Source organism: Aliiglaciecola lipolytica E3, assembly GCF_000314975.1.
GTDB classification, from domain to species: domain Bacteria; phylum Pseudomonadota; class Gammaproteobacteria; order Enterobacterales; family Alteromonadaceae; genus Aliiglaciecola; species Aliiglaciecola lipolytica.
The window spans coordinates 13,429-35,965 of record NZ_BAEN01000061.1 but is presented as its reverse complement, the minus strand read 5'-3'; the positions used below and the strand labels follow the sequence as shown (position 1 = coordinate 35,965).

Sequence of the window (22,537 nt, the reverse complement as noted above, 5' to 3'; positions counted from 1 at the left end):
CCAATGTTAAATGGACCGTTTTCACCTTGGCCAAGTTATGATGATGCAGAGCAACAAGCTGTTCTTAGCGTTCTGAAATCCAATAAAGTGAATTATTGGACTGGACAAGAAGGTCGTCAATTTGAAACCGAATTTGCACAGTATTGTGATTGTGAATATGCCGTAGCGGTCGCTAATGGCACAGTTGCACTTGATTTGGCTTGGGTGGCGTTGGATTTGCCCAAAGGTTCTGAAGTAATAGTTACATCTCGTACGTTTTTAGCGTCCGTTTCAAGTATTGTATTGGCGGGTTTAGTGCCTGTATTTGCAGACATCGATCTCGACTCCCAAAACATCACAGCAGAGACCATTGCCTCTCTTATCACTGAGAAAACCAGCGCTATTTTATGTGTCCATTTGGCGGGCTGGCCTTGCGACATGGATACGATTAATGCATTAGCGAAAACCCATAATATTCAGGTAGTTGAAGATTGTGCACAAGCCCATGGAGCTAAATACAAAGGTGTTTCAGTCGGTGGGCTCGGCGCTATTGGTGCATGGTCATTTTGTCAGGATAAGATTATGACGACCGCTGGCGAAGGTGGCATGGTAACCACCAATAGTAAGCACCTTTACGAAAAAATCTGGTCCTATAAAGATCACGGCAAATCATGGGATGCGGTATATAACCAAGCCCACCCGCCAGGATTTCGTTGGTTACATGAATCATTTGGAACCAACTGGCGCTTAACCGAAATACAGTCAACTGTAGGGCGTTTGCAACTGGCCAAAATGCCACAGTGGCATGCGCTTCGGAAAAAATATTCTGAGCAAATATTTGCGACATGTAGGCAATTTGCGGCGTTGCGGGTACCAAACATTCCAGATGAAATAGAGCATGCATACTACAAGTGTTATATATTTGTTCGACCAGAAAAACTATCTCCCAGTTGGGATAGAGATAGAATTATGGCCGCTATTAATGAGTTGGAAGTGCCGTGTTTTTCAGGCTCCTGCTCTGAAGTATATAACGAGAAAGCTTTTGATGATTCGGGGTTTAGACCTGCATCACCACTGCAAAATGCAGTCGAGTTAGGTGAAAGTTCATTGATGTTTTTGGTGCACCCCACTTTATCGCAGGCTGAATTGGATAAAACCTGTGGGGCAATAGTTGAAGTTATGACAGAAGCGAGCCTGTAATGGGAGTGGAGAAGTTATTTGATTTAAATTCCAGAACGAAATTGGCTCTCGAACTTAGCTGGGATACGCTTTCTATTGTCATCGGTTTACTGTTTGCTTATTGGTTACGAATAGGCATCAGTAGCTGGAGTTTTAGCACGCTAGAATGGGCCGTATTTGCTGCTAATGTCGTTTTCACGATATGCGGTTTTTTTGGTGTAGGTCACTACAATCAGATTATTCGCTATATAGATTTTCGTGCCATTTATTTAACTATTTTTGTGTTGTTAGCATCCACCTGTTATTTGTTTGCTGCCAAATTTAGTCTCGATATATTCATGCCAACCACCGTACCCTTGATTTATTTGATGGTGTCTATGGGCTTGATTATATCGCCTCGATTACTCATTCAGGCGTCAGTGCAAGCACAACAATATAAATTGCGTGAAAAATGTATCATTTTCGGTGCAGCTGAAGCAGGGCGTTCGTTAGCATTAACCTTACGCGCTGGAAACGATTTGCAACCTATCGCATTTGTGGATGATAAAAAGCTTTATCAAGGCAAACAATTATTAGGTTTACCTGTGGGTTCTCGCAAAGATATTCCAGAGTTGGTAGAAAAGTATGGCGTAAGCAAGATGCTTTTGGCTGTGAATAACTCATCTAAAAATAGACGGAAGGAGTTAATCGAAGAGTTAGAGCCGTTTGCCATTGAATTACTCAGTATTCCAAATATTCAAGATATTGTGTCTGGAAAACGCCAAATTGATGAGCTTCATGAAATTAAAATTGAAGATTTGCTTGGTCGAGATCCAGTTCCTCCTATTTCCAAATTGTTGGAAATAAATATTAAACAAAAAGTAGTGTTAGTTACTGGCGCGGGTGGCTCAATAGGCAGTGAACTTTGCAGGCAGATCGCGCTCTCTGGACCTACCAAAATGGTGTTGTTCGAACTATCAGAATATAACCTTTACCAAATTGAAAATGAGCTAAAACGTCAATTCAAAGACATTATTTTTGTTCCCGTGTTGGCTAGCATTCAAGATAACGTTGCGCTTAGAAACGTGTTTAAGGTTCATAAAATCCAGACAATTTATCATGCTGCGGCATACAAACATGTTCCTATGGTTGAGAGTAATCCGCTTGCCGGCATTCGCAACAACGTCTTTGGTACGGCAAATGTAGCGCTGGTAGGAATTGAATATGATGTTGAAAAATTCGTATTGGTTTCTACTGATAAGGCTGTTCGGCCTACCAATATTATGGGCGCAACTAAGCGATTTGCGGAGTTATTTGTACAGGGCATGGCGGAACTGCATTCTGATACCCAGTTTGCGATAGTACGATTTGGCAACGTGTTGGGTTCTTCTGGTTCTGTGGTTCCCTTATTTTCACAACAAATACGTAACGGCGGTCCGATTACGGTCACACATCCAGACATTATTCGCTTTTTTATGACCATTCCAGAAGCTGCCCAATTAGTGATTCAAGCAGGCGCAATGGGCGAGCGTGGAGAAGTGTTTGTTTTAGACATGGGGGAGCCTGTTAAAATCGTCGATCTTGCAACCAAAATGGCGCATTTAATGGGGCAGAGTATCCGCTCAGAAAAAGAACCTGATGGCACCATTGAAATTAATTTTTCTGGTCTTAGACCAGGTGAAAAATTATATGAAGAGTTATTGATTGATGATGCAGACACGGAAACACAACATTCTCGTATTATGGGGGCAGATGAACGAAAACTGCCATTCGAAGATATTGTAATGTTATTGGATAGGCTTAATTTTGCGTTGTTAAATCAAGATGATAGAGAAGCAATTGATATTTTGATTGAGGCGCCACTGGCTTATACACCTGCGTCGCATATGTAAGTTGAGATTCGCGTGTTCAATATCAAGTTAACCTGCAAATTGTCGATAATAAACCATGCTTGAAATAAGGTACCTATATTTATGTCTGTAATCAGGATGACCTTGGTCATAATGATCTACTATCTGGTCTCCGCAATATCTTATGTGACTGCAACCGAAACCTTTGATCTTGGCGAAACAGCATTCGATCCAAGTCAAATAATGTTCGACAAATCGGTATCACCACTACAAATAAATTTAGCTGCGGGCTATAGCGATAATTATAATGCTTTGCTAGAAAGTGATATTCAGGCAAGTTCTATTGTTGCCGCTGTGAATGGCAGTATCGTCAGCAAACAACAAAACTATTGGTTTGAAGCAAATTACCTTGCTGCTACAAACATGTTTCAGTTGTCTGATACTGAGATCCCCCAAGATGACCAATACAATGCATTTGATCTGAACGTCAATAATCGCTTTTTTCTTAGCTCACATTGGTCAATTGATCTCAACGCTCGGGTGAAACAAGCGGACGAGAGAATAGGGACTGGAATTTCTAAGTTCAGAGCGAATATTGCACAAAAAGATTCGGTCAATATCACCCAAGGCGCAATGAAACTCACTTTTGGAGCGGAACCAAGATACCGGTCAATTCAGTTGAACTTAGTCAAATCTAAGCGCAACTACGACGATGTGCACAGTTATTCCAATTTGTTTGATCAGAATACCGACCTTGCGAGCTTGTACTCAAATTTTACTATCAGCGACCAAACCCAGTTAATCGGCCTATTGGAATATAGAAAAACGGACAATCCTCAGTTACCTTCAGCGGATAGTACGAATTATCGAGCCCTGGCTGGAGCCGCTTGGAAGTTTTCAGGGAAAACAAAGGTTATGGCGCTGGTAGGTGCTTACCAACGAAAAGGTAAGTCGAACGCAGATACATCAGGTCTCAATTGGGAACTAAAAGCGGAGTTTTATCCTCGACAAGATGTGTTATTCAATTTGAGTTCGCAGCGTAACGCGACTGTGGCAGATAATAATGAACAGTCAATCGACACTTTGGTAAGCCAACATGAATTAGAATTGCTGTATTTTTACAGTGAGCAGTGGCGATTTGGTGCCAAGTCGCAATTACGTACTTTGGATTACGAACAAGAAACTTTGAGCAGTGGAAGTGACGAGTTAAATACGCAATTACTTTGTCAATTGATTCTCAGTGAGCAGAATCAAATCCATTTTACGATTGGCTTTCAATCTCTAGAAGACCAAAGCCGCAACGTTGATTACACCCAAAATACTGTAAAAGTCGCATGGCAATACGAATATTAATTTTAAGTTTGCTAATGCTAATGCTAATGCTAATTGCAGATAGCAAGGCTAGTTTTGCGCAATCCTCAGTCCCAATAGAATATGCTATCGGTACAGGGGATGTCATCGTGATTGACGTTTACAATGAAAAAGACTTATTTGTGCGAACCATGGTGAATGCGAAAGGTATCGTAAAGATCCCCATGATTGGAGGAATTCAAGTTTTAGGTAGAACCCCGACTGAATTAGAGCAAACAATTGAAGCGGCGCTGTTTGACGGCTATTTAGTCAACCCAGATGTGAGTGTCATGGTAGAAAAGTATCGTCCTTTTTACATCAAAGGTGCGGTAAATTCCCCCGGTGCTTATGAATTTAGATTAAACCTAACGCTAGAACAAGCTATAGCGATAGGAGGGGGATTGCGCGATCGCGCCTCAAAATCGGATTGGATTATATTGCGCGGTACAACACAAACAAAAATGAATGCCAGCAAAGACACATTAGTCTATCCAGGTGATGTTATTCAAATTGATGAAAGTATTTTTTAATTCATGAGTAATCTAAACGAGTTCGATAAACAGCAAGAAGTCAGCTTCGATTTAGCCGATTTGTTTTCGTTCTTGTGGCAGAAAAAACTTCAGATCCTACTGACGTCAGCGATTATTATTACACTCGGTTTTTACTATCTACAAAAAATACCGAAGACTTATATCGCTACTAGTACTTTACTACTTGATGATCAAAGTGGTGGTGGGATAGGGGTTCCCGGGCTTGAAGCTTTTACGGGCCGAAATCAAAGTAAACTAGATACGCATATTGAGTTTATTCGTTCGAAGCAATTTATTCGGTCTGTGGTCACCAGCTTAGATTTACATTTGGAATCGGAGTTTTACCCCATTACTGGACAATCCGCTGGCAAGCCCAATTTAGAACATGCGGTTGAGGTTGTACTTGAAGATTTGAGCTTAAATCATATCAATGAAACCGATATGATTAAGGTTAGTTTAGTTTCCAAAACCCCCGAATTGGCGACTAAATTTGTGAATCAAGTTGGCCCGATGTTTTTTGAATTCCAAGCTGAAAAAAGTCGACTAAGAGCAGAAGAAGCGTCAAGGTGGCTGAATACCCAATTGCAACAAATCCAAGGCACATTGACCGAGTCTGAAAGCGAATTGCAACAGTTTTTAGAGAAACATCAATTGGTTGATTTAGTCAGTCAAATTAGCTTGGTGCAAAGTGAAATTTCGACCTTGATGCGCGAACAATTGGTAAACGATAAAATTGTTTACGAACTGCAATCAGTGGTCGTTCAGGCAAATAGAGTAATCGAACAACCAACCAGCTTATTGGGCATCCCGCAAATCGCAAATAACAATGTAATCGTAGAGTTAAGAAGACGAATTTTACAGCAAGAACAGCTTTTGTCTGAGGTGTCCAAACGTTACAAATACAAACATTATCGACATATAACCGTAAGTAGCCAACTCAAAGAGTTAAAAGCAGAATTAGCGCAAACTTTGCAGCAGTCAGTAGAGAGTTTGAAACGAGAATATCAATTAGTATTGGGCAGGCAAGCTAAATTAACTGCAAGTTTAGCTGAAGCGCAAGATAGGCACAGTCAGTTGGGCCGCCTCGAAATTGAACTGACCAAGCTAACCCGAAAAATGGAATCTAATCAAAAACTGTATGAAGCGTTTTTAGGGCGGTTACAAGAAACAGAGTTACTAAAAGATGTCTCGCAACAAAGTAACTATGCAGTGATTGATTATGCGACTGTACCTAAACGCCCGTTCAAACCTAACGTACCGCTTTCGCTCATCGTGATTACACTGCTGTCTGGTATGCTAAGCACAGGTTTTTGGCTAATAGCGCATTTATTAAGTGACAAGCGTAGTCGATTCAAACAACTACTTAACACGATTCAAGTGCCTGTCCTAGCCGAGCTTCCTCGACCTACTAAACGTTTTCTCAAAAATAAATCAACCAACTTATTTGATGAGCGTAACCAGCATTTTGCGTTTTCAGAAGCCATTCGCAGTTTACGTACGTTTTTATTGGTGAATAAAATTGACGATTCAGAAAATCGTATTATCGCGGTGACACGGATTACAAAATCGCAAAAGAAATCACCCTTAGTCTTACAGCTAGCAGATTCTTTTAGCCGTTTGGAAAAAACCTTATTAATAGATTGTGATCTCCGTCAGCCTTCGCTTGCTCAATTATTTGATTTACCACCAAATAAACCGGGCTTGACCAGTCTACTCACGCGTAAGGCAAAACTAAGCGAATGTATTTACCGACCCGCCAATACACCATTATTAGTGATGACTGGTGGCCCAGAACCGCAAGACCCACTTGTTTATTTGTCTAAAGCCAGATTCGCAGATTTTATCGAAAAACTATCAATTATTAATGAACGTCTCATTGTTGATCTACCCGCAATCAATGATTTTAGTGACGCTTTGGTGGTTGCAAAACTGGCTGACGCTGTTGTTATTGAGGTTGATATTGATAATATTTCAAGTGAAGACCTAGTTTTAAGTATTCAACGGCTTCGAGAGTCTGGCTGCCCCTTGAAAGGCGTGGTGTTAACTAATGTGAAAAGTAAACGAAAGTATAAATAACTTACCGTTTTTAATGCATCTATCGTCAATTAAGATATCAAACTGCGATGATCTTATACTTTAGGCTAATATACGCCGAATTTTAATAAGTTATACTTCTAACTACCTAATAAATATCGAAAGAAATTATGAAGTTGTTAAGAATAATAATTATATTTGGCCTATTCCAATCCTCTGCATTTGCGTCTTTAATACAGTGGGATGCATTTCATTCTGGGGATCAACTTGCGGTAAAAGATCAGGATACAGGCACTATCTGGTTAGATTTGTCTGTGACAGCAGGTTTTAGTTATTCTCAAGCTGGCGATCTATTTACTGACTGGGGATATGCCTCCAATCAACAAGTTGAAGAACTATTATCCAAGGCGTTTCCTAACTTCACTAGCAATACTATCTCAAGTTACCAATTAAATTGTTTAAGCGGAAATGGCTGCTTTAATCAAGCAAATCAATGGTTAGAGTTATTCGGAGCAACTGAGCATCTTCAAAATGCGAATGTTAAATACGGTTTTGGTTTATATGCCGATGAAGACGATGTTGTTCGAATGGGTGGAAGCCGCATCAATGGCATACTTGGCAGTGCCAATATTTACGGTGATGAGTTTAGTGTCGATTACTCCAGCTATCTAGATTCTCCTGCCTATTTCTACAGTACGTTTTTGACTTTCCAACCGCAATTATTGTCGAAATCCAACGTCGCTTTATCTGAAACAGGGACATTAGGCTTATTTGCATTGGCAATCGGACTTTTCGGAATAAAACGTAAAAAGCGTTAATACCCTCTCTATGTACGCGTGCTTTGCGTCTAAGTAAAGCACGTACAAATATTTCTGCTACGACGCAACACTTGTTTCATCTGCTATGTTTTCGTTAAACTGTGCAAAAATATCTTGGAAGCAACATTGCATTCACTCAAATCTCTACATACGTTTGGTTTAGCCGCACAATCCAAACACCTCATATCTCTTGAAGACGACTATAGTCAAATAAAAAATATTGATGGCCCTTTATGGATATTGGGTGAAGGAAGCAATTGCATTTTCTTAGAAGACTTTGAAGGCACAGTGCTGAAATTGCAATCCAAAGGAAAAACGCTAAAGGAACATAGTCGTCATTTTGAGTTAACCGTTAATGCTGGTGAAAACTGGCATGAGTTAGTCTGCTATTGTTTGCAAAATAATATCGATGGATTAGAAAATCTCGCCCTGATACCAGGTTCAGTCGGCGCTGCGCCGATTCAAAATATTGGAGCTTATGGAGTTGAGCTAAATCAGTTTGTGAATCGAGTGTATTTTATCGAAATTGCTACGGGTAAACTGAGTTCGCTGAGTAATCAAGAATGTCAATTTGGTTATCGCGATAGCGTTTTTAAACGCCAATTAGCCGGCAAAGTGATTATTACTCAAGTCGTGCTCCATATTCCTAAACAGTGGCAAGCGTGTAATCACTATGGTGAACTTTCGGTATTAAAAGAGCCTGATGCAAAGCAAATTTTTGATAAAGTTGTCGCAATTCGCAAATCAAAATTACCCGACCCTGACGAAATAGGCAATGCGGGAAGTTTTTTCAAAAATCCGCTGGTCACCAATAAACATTTTGCCAGTTTGCAATGCGATTGGCCCGATATGCCTTGTTATTCTGTAGATCACAATAGTGTGAAAGTTCCCGCCGCATGGCTTATTGATCATCTTGGTTTTAAAGGTAAACAAGTTGGCGGCATACAATGTCATCCGAATCAGCCATTGGTACTCACTAACAATGGTCAAGGTACCGGTATAGAACTACTTGATCTTGCGCGTGAAATTCAAACCAATGTAGAAGATACTTTTTCTATTCATTTAGAAAATGAAGTGCGTTTAGTTGGCAAAAAGGGCTTGGTAGCATTGTGACATTTAATTTATCCCGTACTCTTATTTTACAACGTTTAGCGGATGGACAATTTCATTCTGGTGAGGTCTTGGGTCAAGAGTTAGGCTTAAGTCGTGCTGCGATTTCAAAACATATCAAAGGATTATGTGAATTGGGATTGGATATTTTTAGCGTGACGGGCAAAGGTTATCGCCTCGCTAAGCCTTTGACATTGCTAGAGCATAGTAAAATTTCGCAAATGTTACCGCAGATGCCGCAGACACAGATCAATGTGCAGAATGTGATCGACTCAACGAATCAATTCATCAAAGATATGAAGCTTGCTCCTTCAAACGGCTATGTTTGTTTGGCTGAAGCGCAAACTGCTGGTAGGGGGCGTAGAGGAAGAACCTGGGTATCTCCCTACGGTGCAAGCATTTATATGTCTATGTATTGGTCCTTCCCTGGTGGCTATCAAGCGATTAATGGCTTAAGTTTGGTCATTGGTATTGCTGTCGTTAATGCCTTGCAAAAATTGTCGGTAAAAGGGGCCATGTTGAAGTGGCCAAACGATGTTTATATACAGGGCAAAAAGTTAGCAGGTATTTTGGTTGAAGCTGAGGGGCAAATGGGGGCTGCATGCAATTGTATTTTGGGAGTAGGGTTAAATATTGATCTGCCAGATAATGGGATTACTATTGATCAGCCTTGGACAGATTTGAAGCAAGCTACTGGATTACAGATAAATCGTAATTTACTCGCCGCAACGCTAATTGATGAATTGATCAAAACATTGAATACCTTTGAAGTTGAGGGTCTTAAGCCATTTGTTAATCAATGGACAGAATTAGACTACTTTTATGATAAACCAGTAGAATTACTGATTGGTAAAAATGTATTACTTGGGAAAGTTAAAGGTATCAACCATGATGGCGCGTTGTTGCTAGAAAGAGAGGGTATTATTGAATCTTTTCATGGGGGAGAAATTAGTGTTCGGCCCGCATGACGTTTTATTGCTCGACATTGGAAACACGCGCATAAAATATGCTCAAGTCTCTGTGGGAGACGTAAACATCAGGACGCAAATTTGCGCGACGATCGATGGGTTGCAGCCACTTATTAGGAATGCTAAATGTGTGGTAGCTGCTAGTGTACAAAACGATGAAGCTATTCAATTAATTAAGCAGCAATGCGAAGTAAATGGTATTCAATTTAAGCATGTAGTGACACAAAGTGAAGCATTTGGCATTCATTGCGCTTACTCACAATTTAAAAATTTAGGCGTGGACCGCTGGTTAGCCGTTTTAGGTGCGAGAATGTGGACACAGTCGCCTGTTGCTATCCTTGATTTAGGGACCGCAGCGACCTGCGATATAATCGTGGACAATCAGCATTTAGGCGGTTGGATAGCGCCAGGCTTTCAATTAATGCGCTCTGCAGTGATAAGTAACACATCTAAAGTATTTGCCAATCAAATGACACCTTTAAACATTGGGTTGGGAAAAGATACCCCCGAATGTGTAAATTTGGGGGGACTGGCAATGCTACAGGGATTTTTTTACAGCGCTAAAAACTTAATCTCCAGTTACGCGAGCGAATACGAAATTTTTCTGTGTGGTGGTGATTCTGTAATGTTAAGCGAGTTGCTTGCAGATAATGTGACAATGAAACCTGATTTGGTTTTAGAAGGTTTAAGTCGATTTATTCCTCATTAATATAAAACGCGTAAAAATCATAACGAAAACTGGGAGAAATCACCGCTTCAGTTGGTTTTTTAAGCAACTAAACAGCTAAATCAAATAAATCCGCATTTTTTCGGTGTTTTTTGGATTTATACTCTTGCACCCTTGGGATCATTACTCTAGAATGCGCACCCACTTGATGCAGTGCCGGCTTAGCTCAGTTGGTAGAGCAACTGACTTGTAATCAGTAGGTCGCCAGTTCGACTCCGGCAGTCGGCACCATCAATCTGGAGGGGTACCCAAGCGGTCAACGGGAGCAGACTGTAAATCTGCCGGCTCAGCCTTCGCAGGTTCGAATCCTGCCCCCTCCACCATTTTTACTGTGCGTCTGCAGGTTTATCAGACGTATGGTGTGACGTTGTTGTCATGCCACCACTTTCAACGAGGTGGATAGAGAATAGGTTCGCGAGCATCGTATAATGGCTATTACCTCAGCCTTCCAAGCTGATGATGTGGGTTCGATTCCCACTGCTCGCTCCAATTTAGTGCTGATATGGCTCAGTTGGTAGAGCGCACCCTTGGTAAGGGTGAGGTCGGCAGTTCGAATCTGCCTATCAGCACCAGTTCTCCCTCAACTCATTGAAAAGGTTTTTTTTAATTACTTTGCTAGGAAAAATTTAAGATGGCAAAAGAAAAGTTTGAACGTACGAAACCCCACGTAAACGTCGGTACAATTGGCCACGTTGACCATGGTAAAACGACGCTAACAGCGGCAATCACTACAGTTCTAGCAAAGACCTATGGTGGTGCAGCATCGGCGTTTGATCAAATTGATAACGCTCCAGAAGAGCGTGAGCGTGGTATCACTATCTCAACTTCACACGTTGAGTATGACACGCCTAAGCGTCACTACGCACACGTAGATTGCCCAGGACACGCGGATTATGTTAAAAACATGATCACCGGTGCTGCGCAAATGGACGGTGGTATCCTAGTTGTTGCGGCAACAGACGGTCCTATGCCTCAAACACGTGAGCACATCTTGTTGGGTCGCCAAGTTGGTATTCCTTACATGATCGTATTCATGAACAAATGTGACATGGTTGACGACGAAGAGTTGTTGGAATTGGTAGAAATGGAAGTACGTGAACTTCTAACTGAATACGAATTCCCAGGTGACGACTTGCCAGTAATTCAAGGTTCAGCGCTAAAAGCGTTGGAAGGTGATGAAGCATGGGAAGCCAAAATCATTGAGCTTGCAGAAGCACTTGATAGCTACATCCCAGAGCCAGAGCGTGCAATTGATAAGCCGTTCATTTTGCCAATTGAAGATGTATTCTCAATCTCAGGTCGTGGAACAGTAGTAACCGGTCGTGTAGAGCAAGGTATCATCAAAGTAGGTGAAGAAGTTGAGATCGTAGGTATCAAAGATACAACGAAAACAACTTGTACTGGTGTAGAGATGTTCCGTAAGTTGCTTGACGAAGGTCGTGCAGGTGAGAACGTTGGTGTACTACTACGTGGTACTAAGCGTGATGACGTAGAGCGTGGTCAAGTATTGGCTAAGCCTGGTTCAATCACTCCTCACACTCAGTTTGAAGCAGAAGTGTATGTATTGTCTAAAGATGAAGGTGGCCGTCATACTCCATTCTTCAAAGGCTATCGTCCACAGTTTTACTTCCGTACAACCGACATCACTGGTGCAGTAGAATTACCAGAAGGTGTAGAAATGGTAATGCCAGGCGACAACTTGAAATTCAAAGTTGAGCTAATCAACCCAATCGCGATGGACGAAGGTTTACGCTTCGCAATCCGTGAAGGTGGCCGTACTGTTGGTGCAGGTGTTGTAGCGAAAATCATCGCTTAATTGCGAAGTCAGTTACACAAGATTAAGAAAGCCGCTCATTGAGCGGCTTTTTTGTTTTCCGACGTCTGTAGCACGGGATTTATCTCGTGGAAAAAGCCAATACAGCTTTACAGGGACTAAAGTCCCTGCTACAGGGTTTAGGTATTAATTCCGTGGGGTTAAATCACAGGTATGTAGCACGGGATTTATCCCGTGGAAAAGTCAATACAGCTTACAGGGACTAAAGTCCCTGCTACAAGGAAGTAAGCATTAATTCCGTGGGGTTAAATTACAGGTATGTAGCATGGGATTTATCTCGTGGAAAAGGTCAATACAGCTTACAGGGACTGAAGTCCCTGCTACAAGGAAGTAAGCATTAATTCTGTGTGGTTAAAATACAGGTATGTAGCACGGGATTTACCCCGTAGGTCAATACAGCTTACAGGGACTGAAGTCCCTGCTACAGCGGAGTAGGCATTAATTCCGAGGGGTTAAATTACAGGTATGTAGCACGGGATTTATCCCGTGGAAAAGGTCAATACAGCTTACAGGGACTGAAGTCCCTGCTACAGGGGAGTAGGTATTAATACCGTGTGGCAAGTTAAACAAATCAGTTGGAAGCTCTTAACAGTATTTTTTTTGCCACACTTCATTCGCCATCACATCGTCTGCAGATTCAATGTGGTCGAGCCATGTTTTACCGATTAAGTGGTCGAATTCGTGTTGAAAAATTCGCGCGACAAAACCATCAAATAAACGTTTAATTATATCGCCGTTCTCTGCCATATACTCAATTTCGATCCATTCGAAGCGTTTTACCCTGCCTCGTAAACCAGGAACAGACAGGCATCCTTCCCAATCCTTCACCTGTGTATCGCTGCTAGCAATTACTTTAGGATTTATCAATACCAAAGGCTCCATCAAAGGTGCGTCTGGATATCGCGCATTTGGGCGAGATGCGATAATCATAATTGCTCGGGGATCAAATACTTGCGGAGCAGCAATTCCAATCCCACTGGCGTCTAACATAGTTTGTTTTAATGCCTTTAAAAAGTGTGCTAATTCTTCTGTCAGCAAGTCAGTAGGGGAAACACTAATCGCCGGCGTTTTTAAAATTGATTCACCAACCTGAGCTATTTTCACTTCGGCTTTACCTTTCCCCAAACAGAATTTGTTTCTTCATTTGCAGGCGCTGGTTGTGGTTTTTTTACTGGCTTTTGCGCAGGTTTGCGCGGTTTAGGGGCTTTAGTAACAGGCATGATAGTCGTTTTTGCACTATCTGGGCGATATTTGACCACCATACCTTTTAAAAGGTTTCGAACAACTTGGTCACCGCATTCTTTATAATTTCTATGTTCAGGCTTACGGAAGAAAGCGTTAAGCTCGCCCTTGCTTAAACGAAAATTAGCTAGCTTTAGAATAGCTAACATATCGTCGTCACGATAACTCATTGCTATACGAATCTTACGCAATATATCGTTGTTAGTTAGGCGCTCGCTACCTTTTAAAACCACAGGCTCAGCACCTTCCTGCTTACCGCGCTTTTGAATAATAAGCGCGTCTAAAAACAAGCTTAGTATTTTATCACGACACAACATAAAGCCAGGCTCATCTTCTTTTTTCATGAGCATTGATAGGTAATCTTTTTCCATGTCGTAATCGACTAAGCCGAAAATAGCAATAGTCGCAGTATCATCTAACCTAAGTGCATAGCGAAGACGTCGTAAAATGTCGTTGTGATTCATATGTAAGGCCAAAAAGTAAATATTTAGCGTATTCTACCTGAAACCGAAAAATAAACATCCTATCCCACCTGTTCCTTCTCGTTTGTATAATGCTTACTTTGAAATACAGTAACCACCAAGCCAATGTTGAGCTTGGTAGCGACGCTGCCATTTTTGTTTACCCAGTAGAACGAGTTTTCCCATCTCTGTTAGTGATAATTTGTCGTCTAGATTGTCTATGAGTGCGGGTTGATCATTACTCATTTGTTGCAAATACCAGTAAAACCCTGAGTCACCATGAAACGGCGCTTTTTCGCACTTACAATATTGTTGAAATAGCAATGTTTTTTCATTGATGCCAGATGCAACCAACGTCAAAATTAATGTTTCGGTTTGTGTGCAGCCCGAGGTCGAAGCGGGTAATTCGTGTAAACTACGTATTATCGCCTCACGTAAATGGGGTAACGCGCTGGTATCTTGGTTCGTCATCTGCTGCCAGCTATCGAGATTAGGCAATCTATATGCTTGCCAAGCTTTTTGAGCTAATTGCAGCTGCATAGTTTCAACGGGTTTTCGAGAGTCATACAAGCTTGTGATTTCAGATACACAATGGTGAGTAATATGCTTGTTAGGATTAATCAAAAAGGACTTACTTGCTACTTTGGGGTTATCTGCTAACCAGTCGAATAACTGTAAAATTTGTAACTGATCATACAAATCGTGCTCGAACCAGAAAACGATTTGCGCATATTCTCTCGCCTGATTCAATTTATAATCTCTTTCTACAAAATCCGCTTTAATCTGTTCTAATTCTCCCCATCCCAACGAACTAATAAAAGCTGCTCTAATGTCGGATAAAGCCGAAAGCGAATAGTTAGCAGGCACCGGCCCCATATGCAGAATATCGCGCCAAGGGAGAAAGTCTCCTTGTATTCCAGCTTCCCGAAGTAGGCTAATTGCACAATCACCATTGGTAATATGGAGGGTTGTCATTTTATCTTCCTTTAATCGCACTTTATCTAAAAATAATGACGATATGCCGTATCAATGTGTGGAGAGGCGATGAAAATTAAATTGATTAATTTTTGATATATCCAGTATAGTTATTTAACTATTTGAAATACAAGGCTTTGATAATGATTAAAAATAGCCAGACTGAGTTTCGCTTTTTAGCAGAGCCGACAGACGTTAATTTTGGTGGCAAGGTCCATGGAGGCATGGTGATGAAGTGGATAGACCAAGCATCTTATGCCTGCGCAGCTCAGTGGAGTAAACACTATTGTGTTACTGTATCGGCAAATGCTATTCGCTTTATTCGTCCGATACTTGTTGGCCAAATGGTGACGATAAATGCGCGGATCGTGCATACGGGTAGAACTAGTATGCACATTTACGTTGTGGTCCGAGCTTCCGATCCGAAAGAAGATGAAATAGTGGATACCAACCGTTGTTTTATCACCTTTATGGCAATAGATGAATCTGGAACGCCTGTTGAAGTGCCAAAATACGAGCCGCAAAACACCGAAGATGAATTATTAGAAAAAGTAGCTATCAGCGGTAAAGATTTCGCTAAAAAGCTTGATAAGCATTATGAGCAAATGTTGGGATGGAAATAAAGCCTCAACTAAAAAGGCCCAATTCATTTTAAATGTAATTGGGCCATTCAATTTCTAAAAATACGATTTCGCGGTTTAAGTCGTTAACTAATCGCCATAGTTTGCGCGGTTAATTTTTTATTTTTACGACGTACACTCCAAATTAACGCAATAAGTGCAGTAGCAAAAACAGGCGGTGCAGACACTTTGATTAAGTTATCAAACGTTAGCCCACTAAAAATTGCTGTCTGACTTTCAGTATATACACCAACTCTACCACCTAGAAACGTGCTATCCAGCAAATTGTAGCTAATATCGACGGCTGTCATTCCTGCATTTTGAGTTTGGAATACGCTATCACTTGGCAACGCTCCAGACTGGTTTTGTGCAGTGTCTAGACCCATACCATTCAAGCTGAAGGATATTTCGTCTCCTAATCTACCAACACTGAAGTTATAGGTTTGTTCGTCTTGCCAGAATACGTTACTCCAATGCGCCAATGTGCTGCTGCTTCCGTTAACTTCACGAATTAAAAATAGGCCATTTCTACCAGTTATATCCGATACAGCTTGCGCAGTTGAATTGTCACCTTGGGAAAATCCAAGACGATAATGGTTCGATGAATCTTGCCAACCAAAAACAATTCCTAAAATGTCGTTATCGTTGCATGTGTTTTCAGCTTCGCAACTAAGGTTGTTGGCGAAAGTAGGCGTCATTGAGCCACTAAACACGAAGTCGCCAATACTAACAAAATCGCTAATCAACGAACCTGAAGAATTACCGTTTTTTCGGGGAGCGTTTGACTCTAGTCCAACCCACACATCATTTTTGCTTAAACGTGATGTTGAAGGTGACTCATCAGCTTGCCACTGAGATGTATCAACTAGCGTTGGCGTAGCACTAACTCCAAATGATACAAATAGACTAGCTATTATTGTTTGACGAATCTGCACAATCATATCTCCTCGATTTTTAAGAACGCTATAATAGATTGTTTTTCAAGCTAAAACAAAGAAATCCACCCAGTTAGAGTATAATAATTCTCTTATTGGTATGGGGTTTTATACGTGATTCGCATAATAATATTTACTAATTGTATTAATATCGACCAAAACTAATGACATTTTAGTCATTTTATATAATTATCACTGCTAACCCTCTAAATTAGACACTTTTCACTTTATGACACTTAAATATCTGAATTTATTATTCTATTTTTCTTATTTTGTGCTTTTGGCTTCTTTTCCATTAGGTATAAATGCGCAAGAGAAAACTGATGTTGAACTTTGGGAAATGGTTCAAAAACTCTATTCTAAAACGGAGAATGAGCTCGAAGCCCCTGTTACACTGTTTTCTGTAAACGAAATATTGGGGAAAAGGTGTCCAGCTTCGATCAATTCAGATTCACAATATGAGGAACTGATGGAAGAAGCTGAATATTGGGACAACAATTATGGATTGGAATTGAGAGGAGGGCTTACATCAGGGGATATTGAATCCAGTGATTTTGATCAAGAGGGAACAACCTACCTTGAATTGTCTTGGGATGTTTTGCGAAATGGATACAAAGAGTTTGAATTCAAAGCTAAAGATTTGCGACGTAAGGCTGCACTTAAGGAGATAGCTGCAGATTTAGATCGAAAACAACGAGATTACCAGTGCCGTAGTTACCATATTGATAATATGTTTGTTGGTCTTGAAAGTTATTTAGGTAACAACAAACTAGAGCTCTTAGAGGCCGTTTATCCGATTGAACGAAAGGCTTACTTAACTGGTGCTAGTTATTTTGATGACCTATTAATTTCAGAAGAAGAGCTAGTTAACATAAGACAAAAACTTGAATATCTTTATACCTTACATGGTAGTTCAGAGTATGCTTTTACGATTAAGAACCCACCCATCATAGACGTTCATATAGCTAAAATTCTTAGTAATATTGAAAAGGATAGTCAATACAACGAATTACTTAATCTTGAAAAAGAAGCCCTATCAGATACTAATCCATACGAGTACGGATCTAGGCTACGTGTTTTTCTTAGAAAAGAGTTTGATATTTTATCGTCTAACCGTGACGATCTAGTTGCTGGAGTGCGCTTTTCCATACCATTAGTTGCTGCTGATGAGCCTAGTAATTTTCACCGTTTGCAACGGTTGGAACAAGAAGGTTCATTCAGGGCATGGGAGAGAATTACAAGGGTTCGAGGTGCTTATGAAAGCTTTAGAGAACAAAAAGAGCGTACGTTAACTCAACAATATCGATATCTTCGCAGTAAAGAAAGAATGCGTCGAGTATTCGCTCGAAAAATGTCTGGTGACGAACTGAATATTTCCGCCGTTATCGCAAGATTAAATACCTATTTAAATGCAGCTATTGAGCTAGTAGAAGCTAAAAAATCCTTGTATCAACGGGTTAATCAAGTGTTTTTGATATCTGGAGAGGCCTACAGTCCTGAATTAGTCAAAGTGTCCGATATTTCAAAACCAAATTATCGGTCGAGAGAATTTCAACGAAGCCTTTACGTTTGGTCATCCAGTATAAATGAACTTTCTCCTGAACAACTATTTTTGATTGCCAAAACAAAAGGAATTAATAATTTAATTTTATCGATTGGAAAACAAGGGGATTTGGTTAAGCAAAAAGAAATTATTGATTTAAGTCAAACGAATAATATTAGCATTGACTTTATTGTCGGTGATAACTCATGGGTGAATGAAGATAAATGGCAAGACGCAGCCCAGCGTGTAGCAATTGCATCTGGTATATCAAATCGAATTCATCTTGATATCGAGCCTCAAGCTTTAGATGACTATCACAACAAAAAAAAACAATATCAAAACGACTATATACAAATGTTGAAAGCTATTCGCAAGGCTTCGCCTGATCAATTCATAAGTGTCGCCGTCCCATTTCATTGGGAGCCTGAAACCTATCAGCAATTAGTGCCATTGGTGCAACTCGTTTACGTAATGAATTATGGCTCAACTAAAATCGATACCTTGGCGAGACGTACAAATAAGATTGTCTCGATTATTCCTCACGAAAAAGTCTCGGTAGTATTGAGCATGAAAGATTTCAGTAACGAATTTGAGGTTGAACAGGCATTTGAGCAACTCCATCAGCTTACTGGCGTGAATCGTTTCGGAATTCATAAACTAGGAGACTTGTTAACTTTGGGGGCGAATAAATGAAAATTCACAACAGACAGAGTTATCTGACCTCACAGTCAGAAGGTAAGCCCCGAAATAGAAAAGCGCCTAAGTTGACTCAACTGATTTACTTTCTGGTTTTAGCGATACTGTTTTTCTATATCGTTTACTTTTTTGTATCCCGTACTTTATATATTACTGAGGTTGGGTTCGTAGAAATTCAGAAAACGAATATTAGTTCTGAACGTGGCGGTAAAATCATTTCGATTCCATTAAAAGAAGGTGAAAAATTTAAAAAGGGCGCGTTATTAGCAACAATATCTGCAGCTAAGACGTGTCATACAATCGTCGACAAACGCGTTGACAACGTTGCTTTTGACATTGATGAACAAAAGATTGTGCTAGATGGGTTGCTCGGAGAATTAGCGTTACTTAAACAAATACAGTCTGAGAATGAAAAGCGTGAAAATAACGCGGTAAGACGAGCCTTAGAGATTAATGCTAGCCTGAATTCTAGTCGATTTGATAATTTACAAGATCAACTAGAACTAAAAAATAAGATTGCGCTGCAAAGAGCCAAATTAGCTAATTTGGAGAGTAGAATGACAACTTTAGGCAATCAGGTCGACACTACTATGTTAGATCCGGGTTGTTCTCAAGAGTCAATTTTAGCACCAGCAGATGGGCATGTTTTTGCATTGAGAAGACAATCTAATGAAGTAGTGACAAGAGCAGAAGAGATACTGCTGATGGTCGCGGATGATGCCGATGTCTTCATAGAAGTTTATTTAGAAGCCGAGCTTTATAAAAATATCGCTGATCAAAACACAATGGAAGTAACGTTTCCTGATGGCCAAGAGTCCATTGCTCAAATCTTAGAAGTGAATTCTTCTGCTTATACAACGCCTGATCGCGAATGGAATGACTATCAACCCGTCGTTCCGAACCTACAGGTCAAACTCGCCCCAAAAGATGAGTCAGATATAGCGCTTTGGAAGAAATTTGATAGATACCAAGTTGAAGTAAGAGGTGAAAAGTGAGAACGCCATTCTATTTTAGTCGCAACAATGCTGCTTCTCCTTTAGCTGCCGTTGGAACATTTAATCTCGCAGAAATCAGTACATATGACTTGGCCAGCATCAGCTGCTTTTTAGTTGATGGCAAATCTGCATCTGAAGCGATAGATAATATCGGGGCCATTCGCCAACACGATAATCCTTTAATTTACCTAAAACCAATAGTATTAATTGGCAACATGAACACTCTGATTAAAACAGTTGAAGAGAATGTCGATCATAGTGCATCAGTTGAACAATTTAGCCCCGAATATTTAGATAACTTATCGGCAAGTTTCGAAACCATTAATCAATGGATAGATGCTATTCCTGATGTCGCAACCGTATCAGATAGTAGTTCTCGATTTAAAACGTTACGATTGATGGCGAGCCGAGATTTAAAGATTACCCCGTATTATACAGTGGAGCATCACAACGGTTTTAATTATCCAAAGCTTAAACCGCTGTTTGCTAAAAAAGATAATAGCATTGAAAGGACGTTAGAATTTTTAGAACAGCAGCAATTAATTACGGCTAAATTAAAAAGAAGGGCGCATTTTTGTCCCCATTGTGACTGTGCGTTTTTAAATTTTAAAGAGACCTGCCCAGATTGCCAGTCGGACAATATTGAGACGGATGAGTTGATTCATCACTTTAAGTGTGGGCATACAGATTCAGCAGCAAAGTTTAAACACTTTAATAAAATGCAGTGTCCAAAGTGTGACAATGATCTGAAACATATTGGGGTTGATTACGACAAACCATCTACTTTCCATGAATGTAACGAGTGTAGTCATACCTTTCAGGATCCGCGAGTATTAGCAGATTGCTATAATTGTCATAGAACAATGGAGCCAGACAATCTTGACTTACGAGATATCAATGAGTACGAAGTTAGTGCGTTAGGTAAAAATGCAGCAATTTTTGGGTTAGATGCTTTGTTTACTAGTATATTAAGCACTGATTTGAATTTATACGCTCAAGATGAATTTAAAAACTTTTTGGCCGTTGAGCGCTCAAGAATCAAACGCTATAAGCTGTCCCAAAGCTCAATAGCATTGATACACCTAGGAAACTTAGAATCTTTATTTGAAACCTTAGGTAAAAAAGCCGAACAGGTATTTAAAGAACTAAGTGTGGTGTTTAAATCTGTATTTCGAGAGTCAGATGTTATTAGTGCACGTAATGAAAGTGTGTTTTGTGTATTAATGACTGAAACATCAGAAACGAATGCAAATTTAGCTATTTCACGTTTAAGTGCATCGGTAGATGATTTATTTAAGACAAACTCAAATATTGATTTGCTGATAAGTTCTGCAATTTACAACGTGGTCGAATTTGACAGTTTGGAAGATCAACTAGATCTTTTTCTAGCGGAAAAAAGTAGCCTCTAATGGAAGGTTTATTAGAGTTTGTCAGCAATTTAACACCAGCTCAAATGTTGGCGTATTTCTGGCCGTTCTTTTTGTTGGATATGATTCGCTACGTTTTCCTGGAGATAATTTTAATATCGTCTTATTTTTTTAAAAAATACTTAAATAAAGCAAAAATTAGAAAAGCGCGACACACACTATTTCGTTCCAAACCTTTAGTGTCGGTCATCGTACCTGGGAAAAATGAAGGTAAGCATCTGGCTAAGTTGGTGTCAGCATTAGAAAATCAAACTTACCAAAATTTTGAATTAATTGTTGTGGATGACGGTTCGGATGACAACACACCGTATATTTGTCGGCAATTACAAGCAAAAGGTAAAATTGATGTTTTCATTCGCAACGAAATTCGAGGTGGAAAAGCGTCTGCTGCAAATACGGCGTTAAAGTTCTCAAAAGGTAAGTATATTGTACATGTAGATGCAGACTCTCACCTTGCTTCTGATTCTATCGAAACCATCTTATTGCCATTCTTCATTAATTCCGAAATAGGTGCCGTTGGGGGAGATGTCCGCGTCGCCAACGCTGAAGATTCTTTTGCCTCTAGGTTGCAAAGTATTGAGTATTTAAAAACCATCACCAGTGGTAGAACCGCGGCAACAGAAATGCATATTTTACGCATTATTTCTGGAGCTCATGGTGCGTTTAGATGTGACGTATTGCAACAAATTGAAGGTTGGGATGTAGGACCTGGGCTCGACGGGGATATCACACTAAAAATAAGAAAGTTAAACTATCGCGTCGTACATGAACCCAAAGCCATCTGCTATACCAATGTTCCTGTTTCTTTTAAAAAACTTGCTAAACAGCGGTACCGTTGGGATAAATCCATGGTCCGGTTTCGAATGCGTAAGCATATAGATATTCTAAAGCCCAATGCAAATTTTCGACTGTCGACTTTTTTTTCGGTGGCGGAAAATATTCTGTTTAACTTGTTCTTCGATATAAAGTGGATTGTTTATTTTATCTTTATGTTGTTAACGAGTACTGAAAACCTTGGTTACATCCTAATTATTAACTATTTTCTTTATTTTCTCGCCAATTGCATTCAATACTTCGTGGCAATGGCAATTGTTGGCGAAGAACAACAAAGGCGAGATGGTTTGCTGGCGTTATTTCTACCGTTGATGCCATTTTATACAGGTGTTTATTTGCGGATTATTCGAACCTATTCGTACCTAATGGAATTACTACATAAAACGTCTTTTGATGATGCATGGAATCCGTGGAAAGTATCAAAAATTGCAAAACGTGAGAATTTGTAATG

General features: G+C 40.1%; 19 protein-coding genes and 4 tRNA genes. 19 read left to right on the top strand and 4 right to left on the bottom strand.

Features of this window, described 5'->3' with window-relative positions; translation table 11 throughout:
* Positions 1–3: 3 nt before the first annotated feature.
* The 14 genes from GLIP_RS15470 to tuf all read left to right on the top strand — a co-directional run bounded on the left by GLIP_RS15470 (position 4) and on the right by tuf (position 12,340).
* Positions 4–1,179 carry a DegT/DnrJ/EryC1/StrS family aminotransferase gene (locus GLIP_RS15470; RefSeq protein ID WP_008845604.1) on the top strand — a complete coding sequence of 392 codons (1,176 nt, stop codon included), beginning with the start codon at positions 4–6 and terminating at the stop codon, positions 1,177–1,179.
* The gene (locus GLIP_RS15465; protein WP_008845603.1) at positions 1,179–3,029 is read left to right on the top strand and encodes a polysaccharide biosynthesis protein; all 1,851 of its coding nucleotides are present in this window, start codon (positions 1,179–1,181) and stop codon (positions 3,027–3,029) included. The genes GLIP_RS15470 and GLIP_RS15465 overlap by 1 nt, the downstream gene beginning before the upstream one ends.
* A gap of 81 nt (positions 3,030–3,110) precedes the next feature.
* Positions 3,111–4,340, top strand: a complete 1,230-nt coding sequence (locus GLIP_RS15460) for a hypothetical protein (RefSeq protein WP_153886353.1) — start codon at positions 3,111–3,113, stop codon at positions 4,338–4,340.
* A complete protein-coding gene (locus GLIP_RS15455) occupies positions 4,322–4,867 on the top strand; it encodes a polysaccharide biosynthesis/export family protein (RefSeq protein WP_040523189.1) in 546 nt (181 codons plus the stop codon). The genes GLIP_RS15460 and GLIP_RS15455 overlap by 19 nt, the downstream gene beginning before the upstream one ends.
* Before the next feature lie 3 nt (positions 4,868–4,870).
* Positions 4,871–6,943 (top strand): GumC family protein, encoded by a 2,073-nt coding sequence (locus tag GLIP_RS15450; protein ID WP_008845600.1) that lies wholly within the window; start codon positions 4,871–4,873, stop codon positions 6,941–6,943.
* Between the two features lie 128 nt (positions 6,944–7,071).
* The gene (locus GLIP_RS15445) at positions 7,072–7,719 is read left to right on the top strand and encodes a hypothetical protein (protein ID WP_008845599.1); all 648 of its coding nucleotides are present in this window, start codon (positions 7,072–7,074) and stop codon (positions 7,717–7,719) included.
* Between the two features lie 126 nt (positions 7,720–7,845).
* Positions 7,846–8,832 (top strand): UDP-N-acetylmuramate dehydrogenase, encoded by a 987-nt coding sequence (gene murB / locus GLIP_RS15440; protein WP_008845598.1) that lies wholly within the window; start codon positions 7,846–7,848, stop codon positions 8,830–8,832.
* Complete coding sequence (gene birA, locus GLIP_RS15435) at positions 8,829–9,797, top strand: bifunctional biotin--[acetyl-CoA-carboxylase] ligase/biotin operon repressor BirA (RefSeq protein ID WP_008845597.1); 969 nt, start codon at positions 8,829–8,831, stop codon at positions 9,795–9,797. The genes murB and birA overlap by 4 nt, the downstream gene beginning before the upstream one ends.
* Positions 9,781–10,506 (top strand): type III pantothenate kinase, encoded by a 726-nt coding sequence (locus tag GLIP_RS15430; RefSeq protein ID WP_161602060.1) that lies wholly within the window; start codon positions 9,781–9,783, stop codon positions 10,504–10,506. The genes birA and GLIP_RS15430 overlap by 17 nt, the downstream gene beginning before the upstream one ends.
* Positions 10,507–10,679: 173 nt before the next feature.
* A tRNA-Thr gene (locus GLIP_RS15425) sits at positions 10,680–10,755 on the top strand.
* Between the two features lie 7 nt (positions 10,756–10,762).
* A tRNA-Tyr gene (locus GLIP_RS15420) sits at positions 10,763–10,847 on the top strand.
* A 91-nt stretch (positions 10,848–10,938) separates the two neighbouring features.
* Positions 10,939–11,013, top strand: a tRNA-Gly gene (locus tag GLIP_RS15415).
* 7 nt (positions 11,014–11,020) lie between these two features.
* Positions 11,021–11,096: transfer RNA gene (locus GLIP_RS15410), tRNA-Thr, on the top strand.
* Between the two features lie 59 nt (positions 11,097–11,155).
* Positions 11,156–12,340, top strand: coding sequence for an elongation factor Tu (tuf, locus tag GLIP_RS15405; protein ID WP_008845595.1), 1,185 nt, complete (start codon positions 11,156–11,158; stop codon positions 12,338–12,340).
* Between the two features lie 603 nt (positions 12,341–12,943).
* On the opposite strand, the gene def is transcribed toward tuf, so the two are convergent.
* From def to GLIP_RS15390, 3 genes are all read right to left on the bottom strand, one after another.
* The gene (gene def, locus GLIP_RS15400) at positions 12,944–13,462 is read right to left on the bottom strand and encodes a peptide deformylase (protein WP_008845594.1); all 519 of its coding nucleotides are present in this window, start codon (positions 13,460–13,462) and stop codon (positions 12,944–12,946) included.
* The gene (locus tag GLIP_RS15395; protein WP_008845593.1) at positions 13,459–14,064 is read right to left on the bottom strand and encodes a YehS family protein; all 606 of its coding nucleotides are present in this window, start codon (positions 14,062–14,064) and stop codon (positions 13,459–13,461) included. Before GLIP_RS15395 ends, def begins: the two co-directional genes overlap by 4 nt.
* Before the next feature lie 93 nt (positions 14,065–14,157).
* The gene (locus GLIP_RS15390) at positions 14,158–15,036 is read right to left on the bottom strand and encodes a DUF1835 domain-containing protein (RefSeq protein WP_008845592.1); all 879 of its coding nucleotides are present in this window, start codon (positions 15,034–15,036) and stop codon (positions 14,158–14,160) included.
* 143 nt (positions 15,037–15,179) lie between these two features.
* Between GLIP_RS15390 and GLIP_RS15385 the strand changes: the two genes are divergently transcribed.
* Positions 15,180–15,659, top strand: a complete 480-nt coding sequence (locus GLIP_RS15385) for an acyl-CoA thioesterase (RefSeq protein WP_008845591.1) — start codon at positions 15,180–15,182, stop codon at positions 15,657–15,659.
* Between the two features lie 83 nt (positions 15,660–15,742).
* On the opposite strand, the gene GLIP_RS15380 is transcribed toward GLIP_RS15385, so the two are convergent.
* Positions 15,743–16,597, bottom strand: a complete 855-nt coding sequence (locus GLIP_RS15380) for an SH2 domain-containing protein (protein ID WP_008845590.1) — start codon at positions 16,595–16,597, stop codon at positions 15,743–15,745.
* A gap of 223 nt (positions 16,598–16,820) precedes the next feature.
* Here GLIP_RS15380 and GLIP_RS15375 point away from each other — a divergent pair, with 223 nt between their 5' ends.
* Genes GLIP_RS15375 through GLIP_RS15360 form a run of 4 tightly spaced genes read left to right on the top strand, consistent with a single transcriptional unit; the run spans position 16,821 to position 22,535 of the window.
* Positions 16,821–18,827, top strand: coding sequence for a hypothetical protein (locus tag GLIP_RS15375; protein ID WP_040523185.1), 2,007 nt, complete (start codon positions 16,821–16,823; stop codon positions 18,825–18,827).
* The gene (locus tag GLIP_RS15370) at positions 18,824–19,825 is read left to right on the top strand and encodes an HlyD family efflux transporter periplasmic adaptor subunit (protein WP_008845588.1); all 1,002 of its coding nucleotides are present in this window, start codon (positions 18,824–18,826) and stop codon (positions 19,823–19,825) included. Before GLIP_RS15375 ends, GLIP_RS15370 begins: the two co-directional genes overlap by 4 nt.
* Positions 19,822–21,234: a TackOD1 domain-containing metal-binding protein gene (locus tag GLIP_RS15365; protein WP_008845587.1), complete on the top strand. Its 1,413-nt coding sequence runs from the start codon at positions 19,822–19,824 to the stop codon at positions 21,232–21,234. The genes GLIP_RS15370 and GLIP_RS15365 overlap by 4 nt, the downstream gene beginning before the upstream one ends.
* On the top strand, positions 21,234–22,535 hold the full coding sequence (locus GLIP_RS15360) for a glycosyltransferase family 2 protein (RefSeq protein ID WP_008845586.1): 1,302 nt from the start codon (positions 21,234–21,236) through the stop codon (positions 22,533–22,535). Before GLIP_RS15365 ends, GLIP_RS15360 begins: the two co-directional genes overlap by 1 nt.
* Positions 22,536–22,537 lie beyond the last annotated feature (2 nt).

Excerpts from the sequence above, each read along its gene's own strand:
- GLIP_RS15360 (WP_008845586.1), top strand. The coding sequence starts at position 21,234 with ATGGAAGGTTTATTAGAGTTTGTCAGCAATTTAACACCAGCTCAAATG.
- GLIP_RS15375 (WP_040523185.1), top strand. The coding sequence starts at position 16,821 with ATGACACTTAAATATCTGAATTTATTATTCTATTTTTCTTATTTTGTG.
- GLIP_RS15460 (WP_153886353.1), top strand. The coding sequence starts at position 3,111 with ATGTCTGTAATCAGGATGACCTTGGTCATAATGATCTACTATCTGGTC.
- tuf (WP_008845595.1), top strand. The coding sequence starts at position 11,156 with ATGGCAAAAGAAAAGTTTGAACGTACGAAACCCCACGTAAACGTCGGT.
- GLIP_RS15450 (WP_008845600.1), top strand. The coding sequence starts at position 4,871 with ATGAGTAATCTAAACGAGTTCGATAAACAGCAAGAAGTCAGCTTCGAT.
- GLIP_RS15380 (WP_008845590.1), bottom strand. The coding sequence starts at position 16,597 with ATGATTGTGCAGATTCGTCAAACAATAATAGCTAGTCTATTTGTATCA.
- GLIP_RS15385 (WP_008845591.1), top strand. The coding sequence starts at position 15,180 with ATGATTAAAAATAGCCAGACTGAGTTTCGCTTTTTAGCAGAGCCGACA.
- GLIP_RS15470 (WP_008845604.1), top strand. The coding sequence starts at position 4 with ATGTTAAATGGACCGTTTTCACCTTGGCCAAGTTATGATGATGCAGAG.
- GLIP_RS15455 (WP_040523189.1), top strand. The coding sequence starts at position 4,322 with ATGGCAATACGAATATTAATTTTAAGTTTGCTAATGCTAATGCTAATG.
- GLIP_RS15395 (WP_008845593.1), bottom strand. The coding sequence starts at position 14,064 with ATGAATCACAACGACATTTTACGACGTCTTCGCTATGCACTTAGGTTA.
- GLIP_RS15465 (WP_008845603.1), top strand. The coding sequence starts at position 1,179 with ATGGGAGTGGAGAAGTTATTTGATTTAAATTCCAGAACGAAATTGGCT.
- GLIP_RS15390 (WP_008845592.1), bottom strand. The coding sequence starts at position 15,036 with ATGACAACCCTCCATATTACCAATGGTGATTGTGCAATTAGCCTACTT.
- GLIP_RS15370 (WP_008845588.1), top strand. The coding sequence starts at position 18,824 with ATGAAAATTCACAACAGACAGAGTTATCTGACCTCACAGTCAGAAGGT.
- GLIP_RS15445 (WP_008845599.1), top strand. The coding sequence starts at position 7,072 with ATGAAGTTGTTAAGAATAATAATTATATTTGGCCTATTCCAATCCTCT.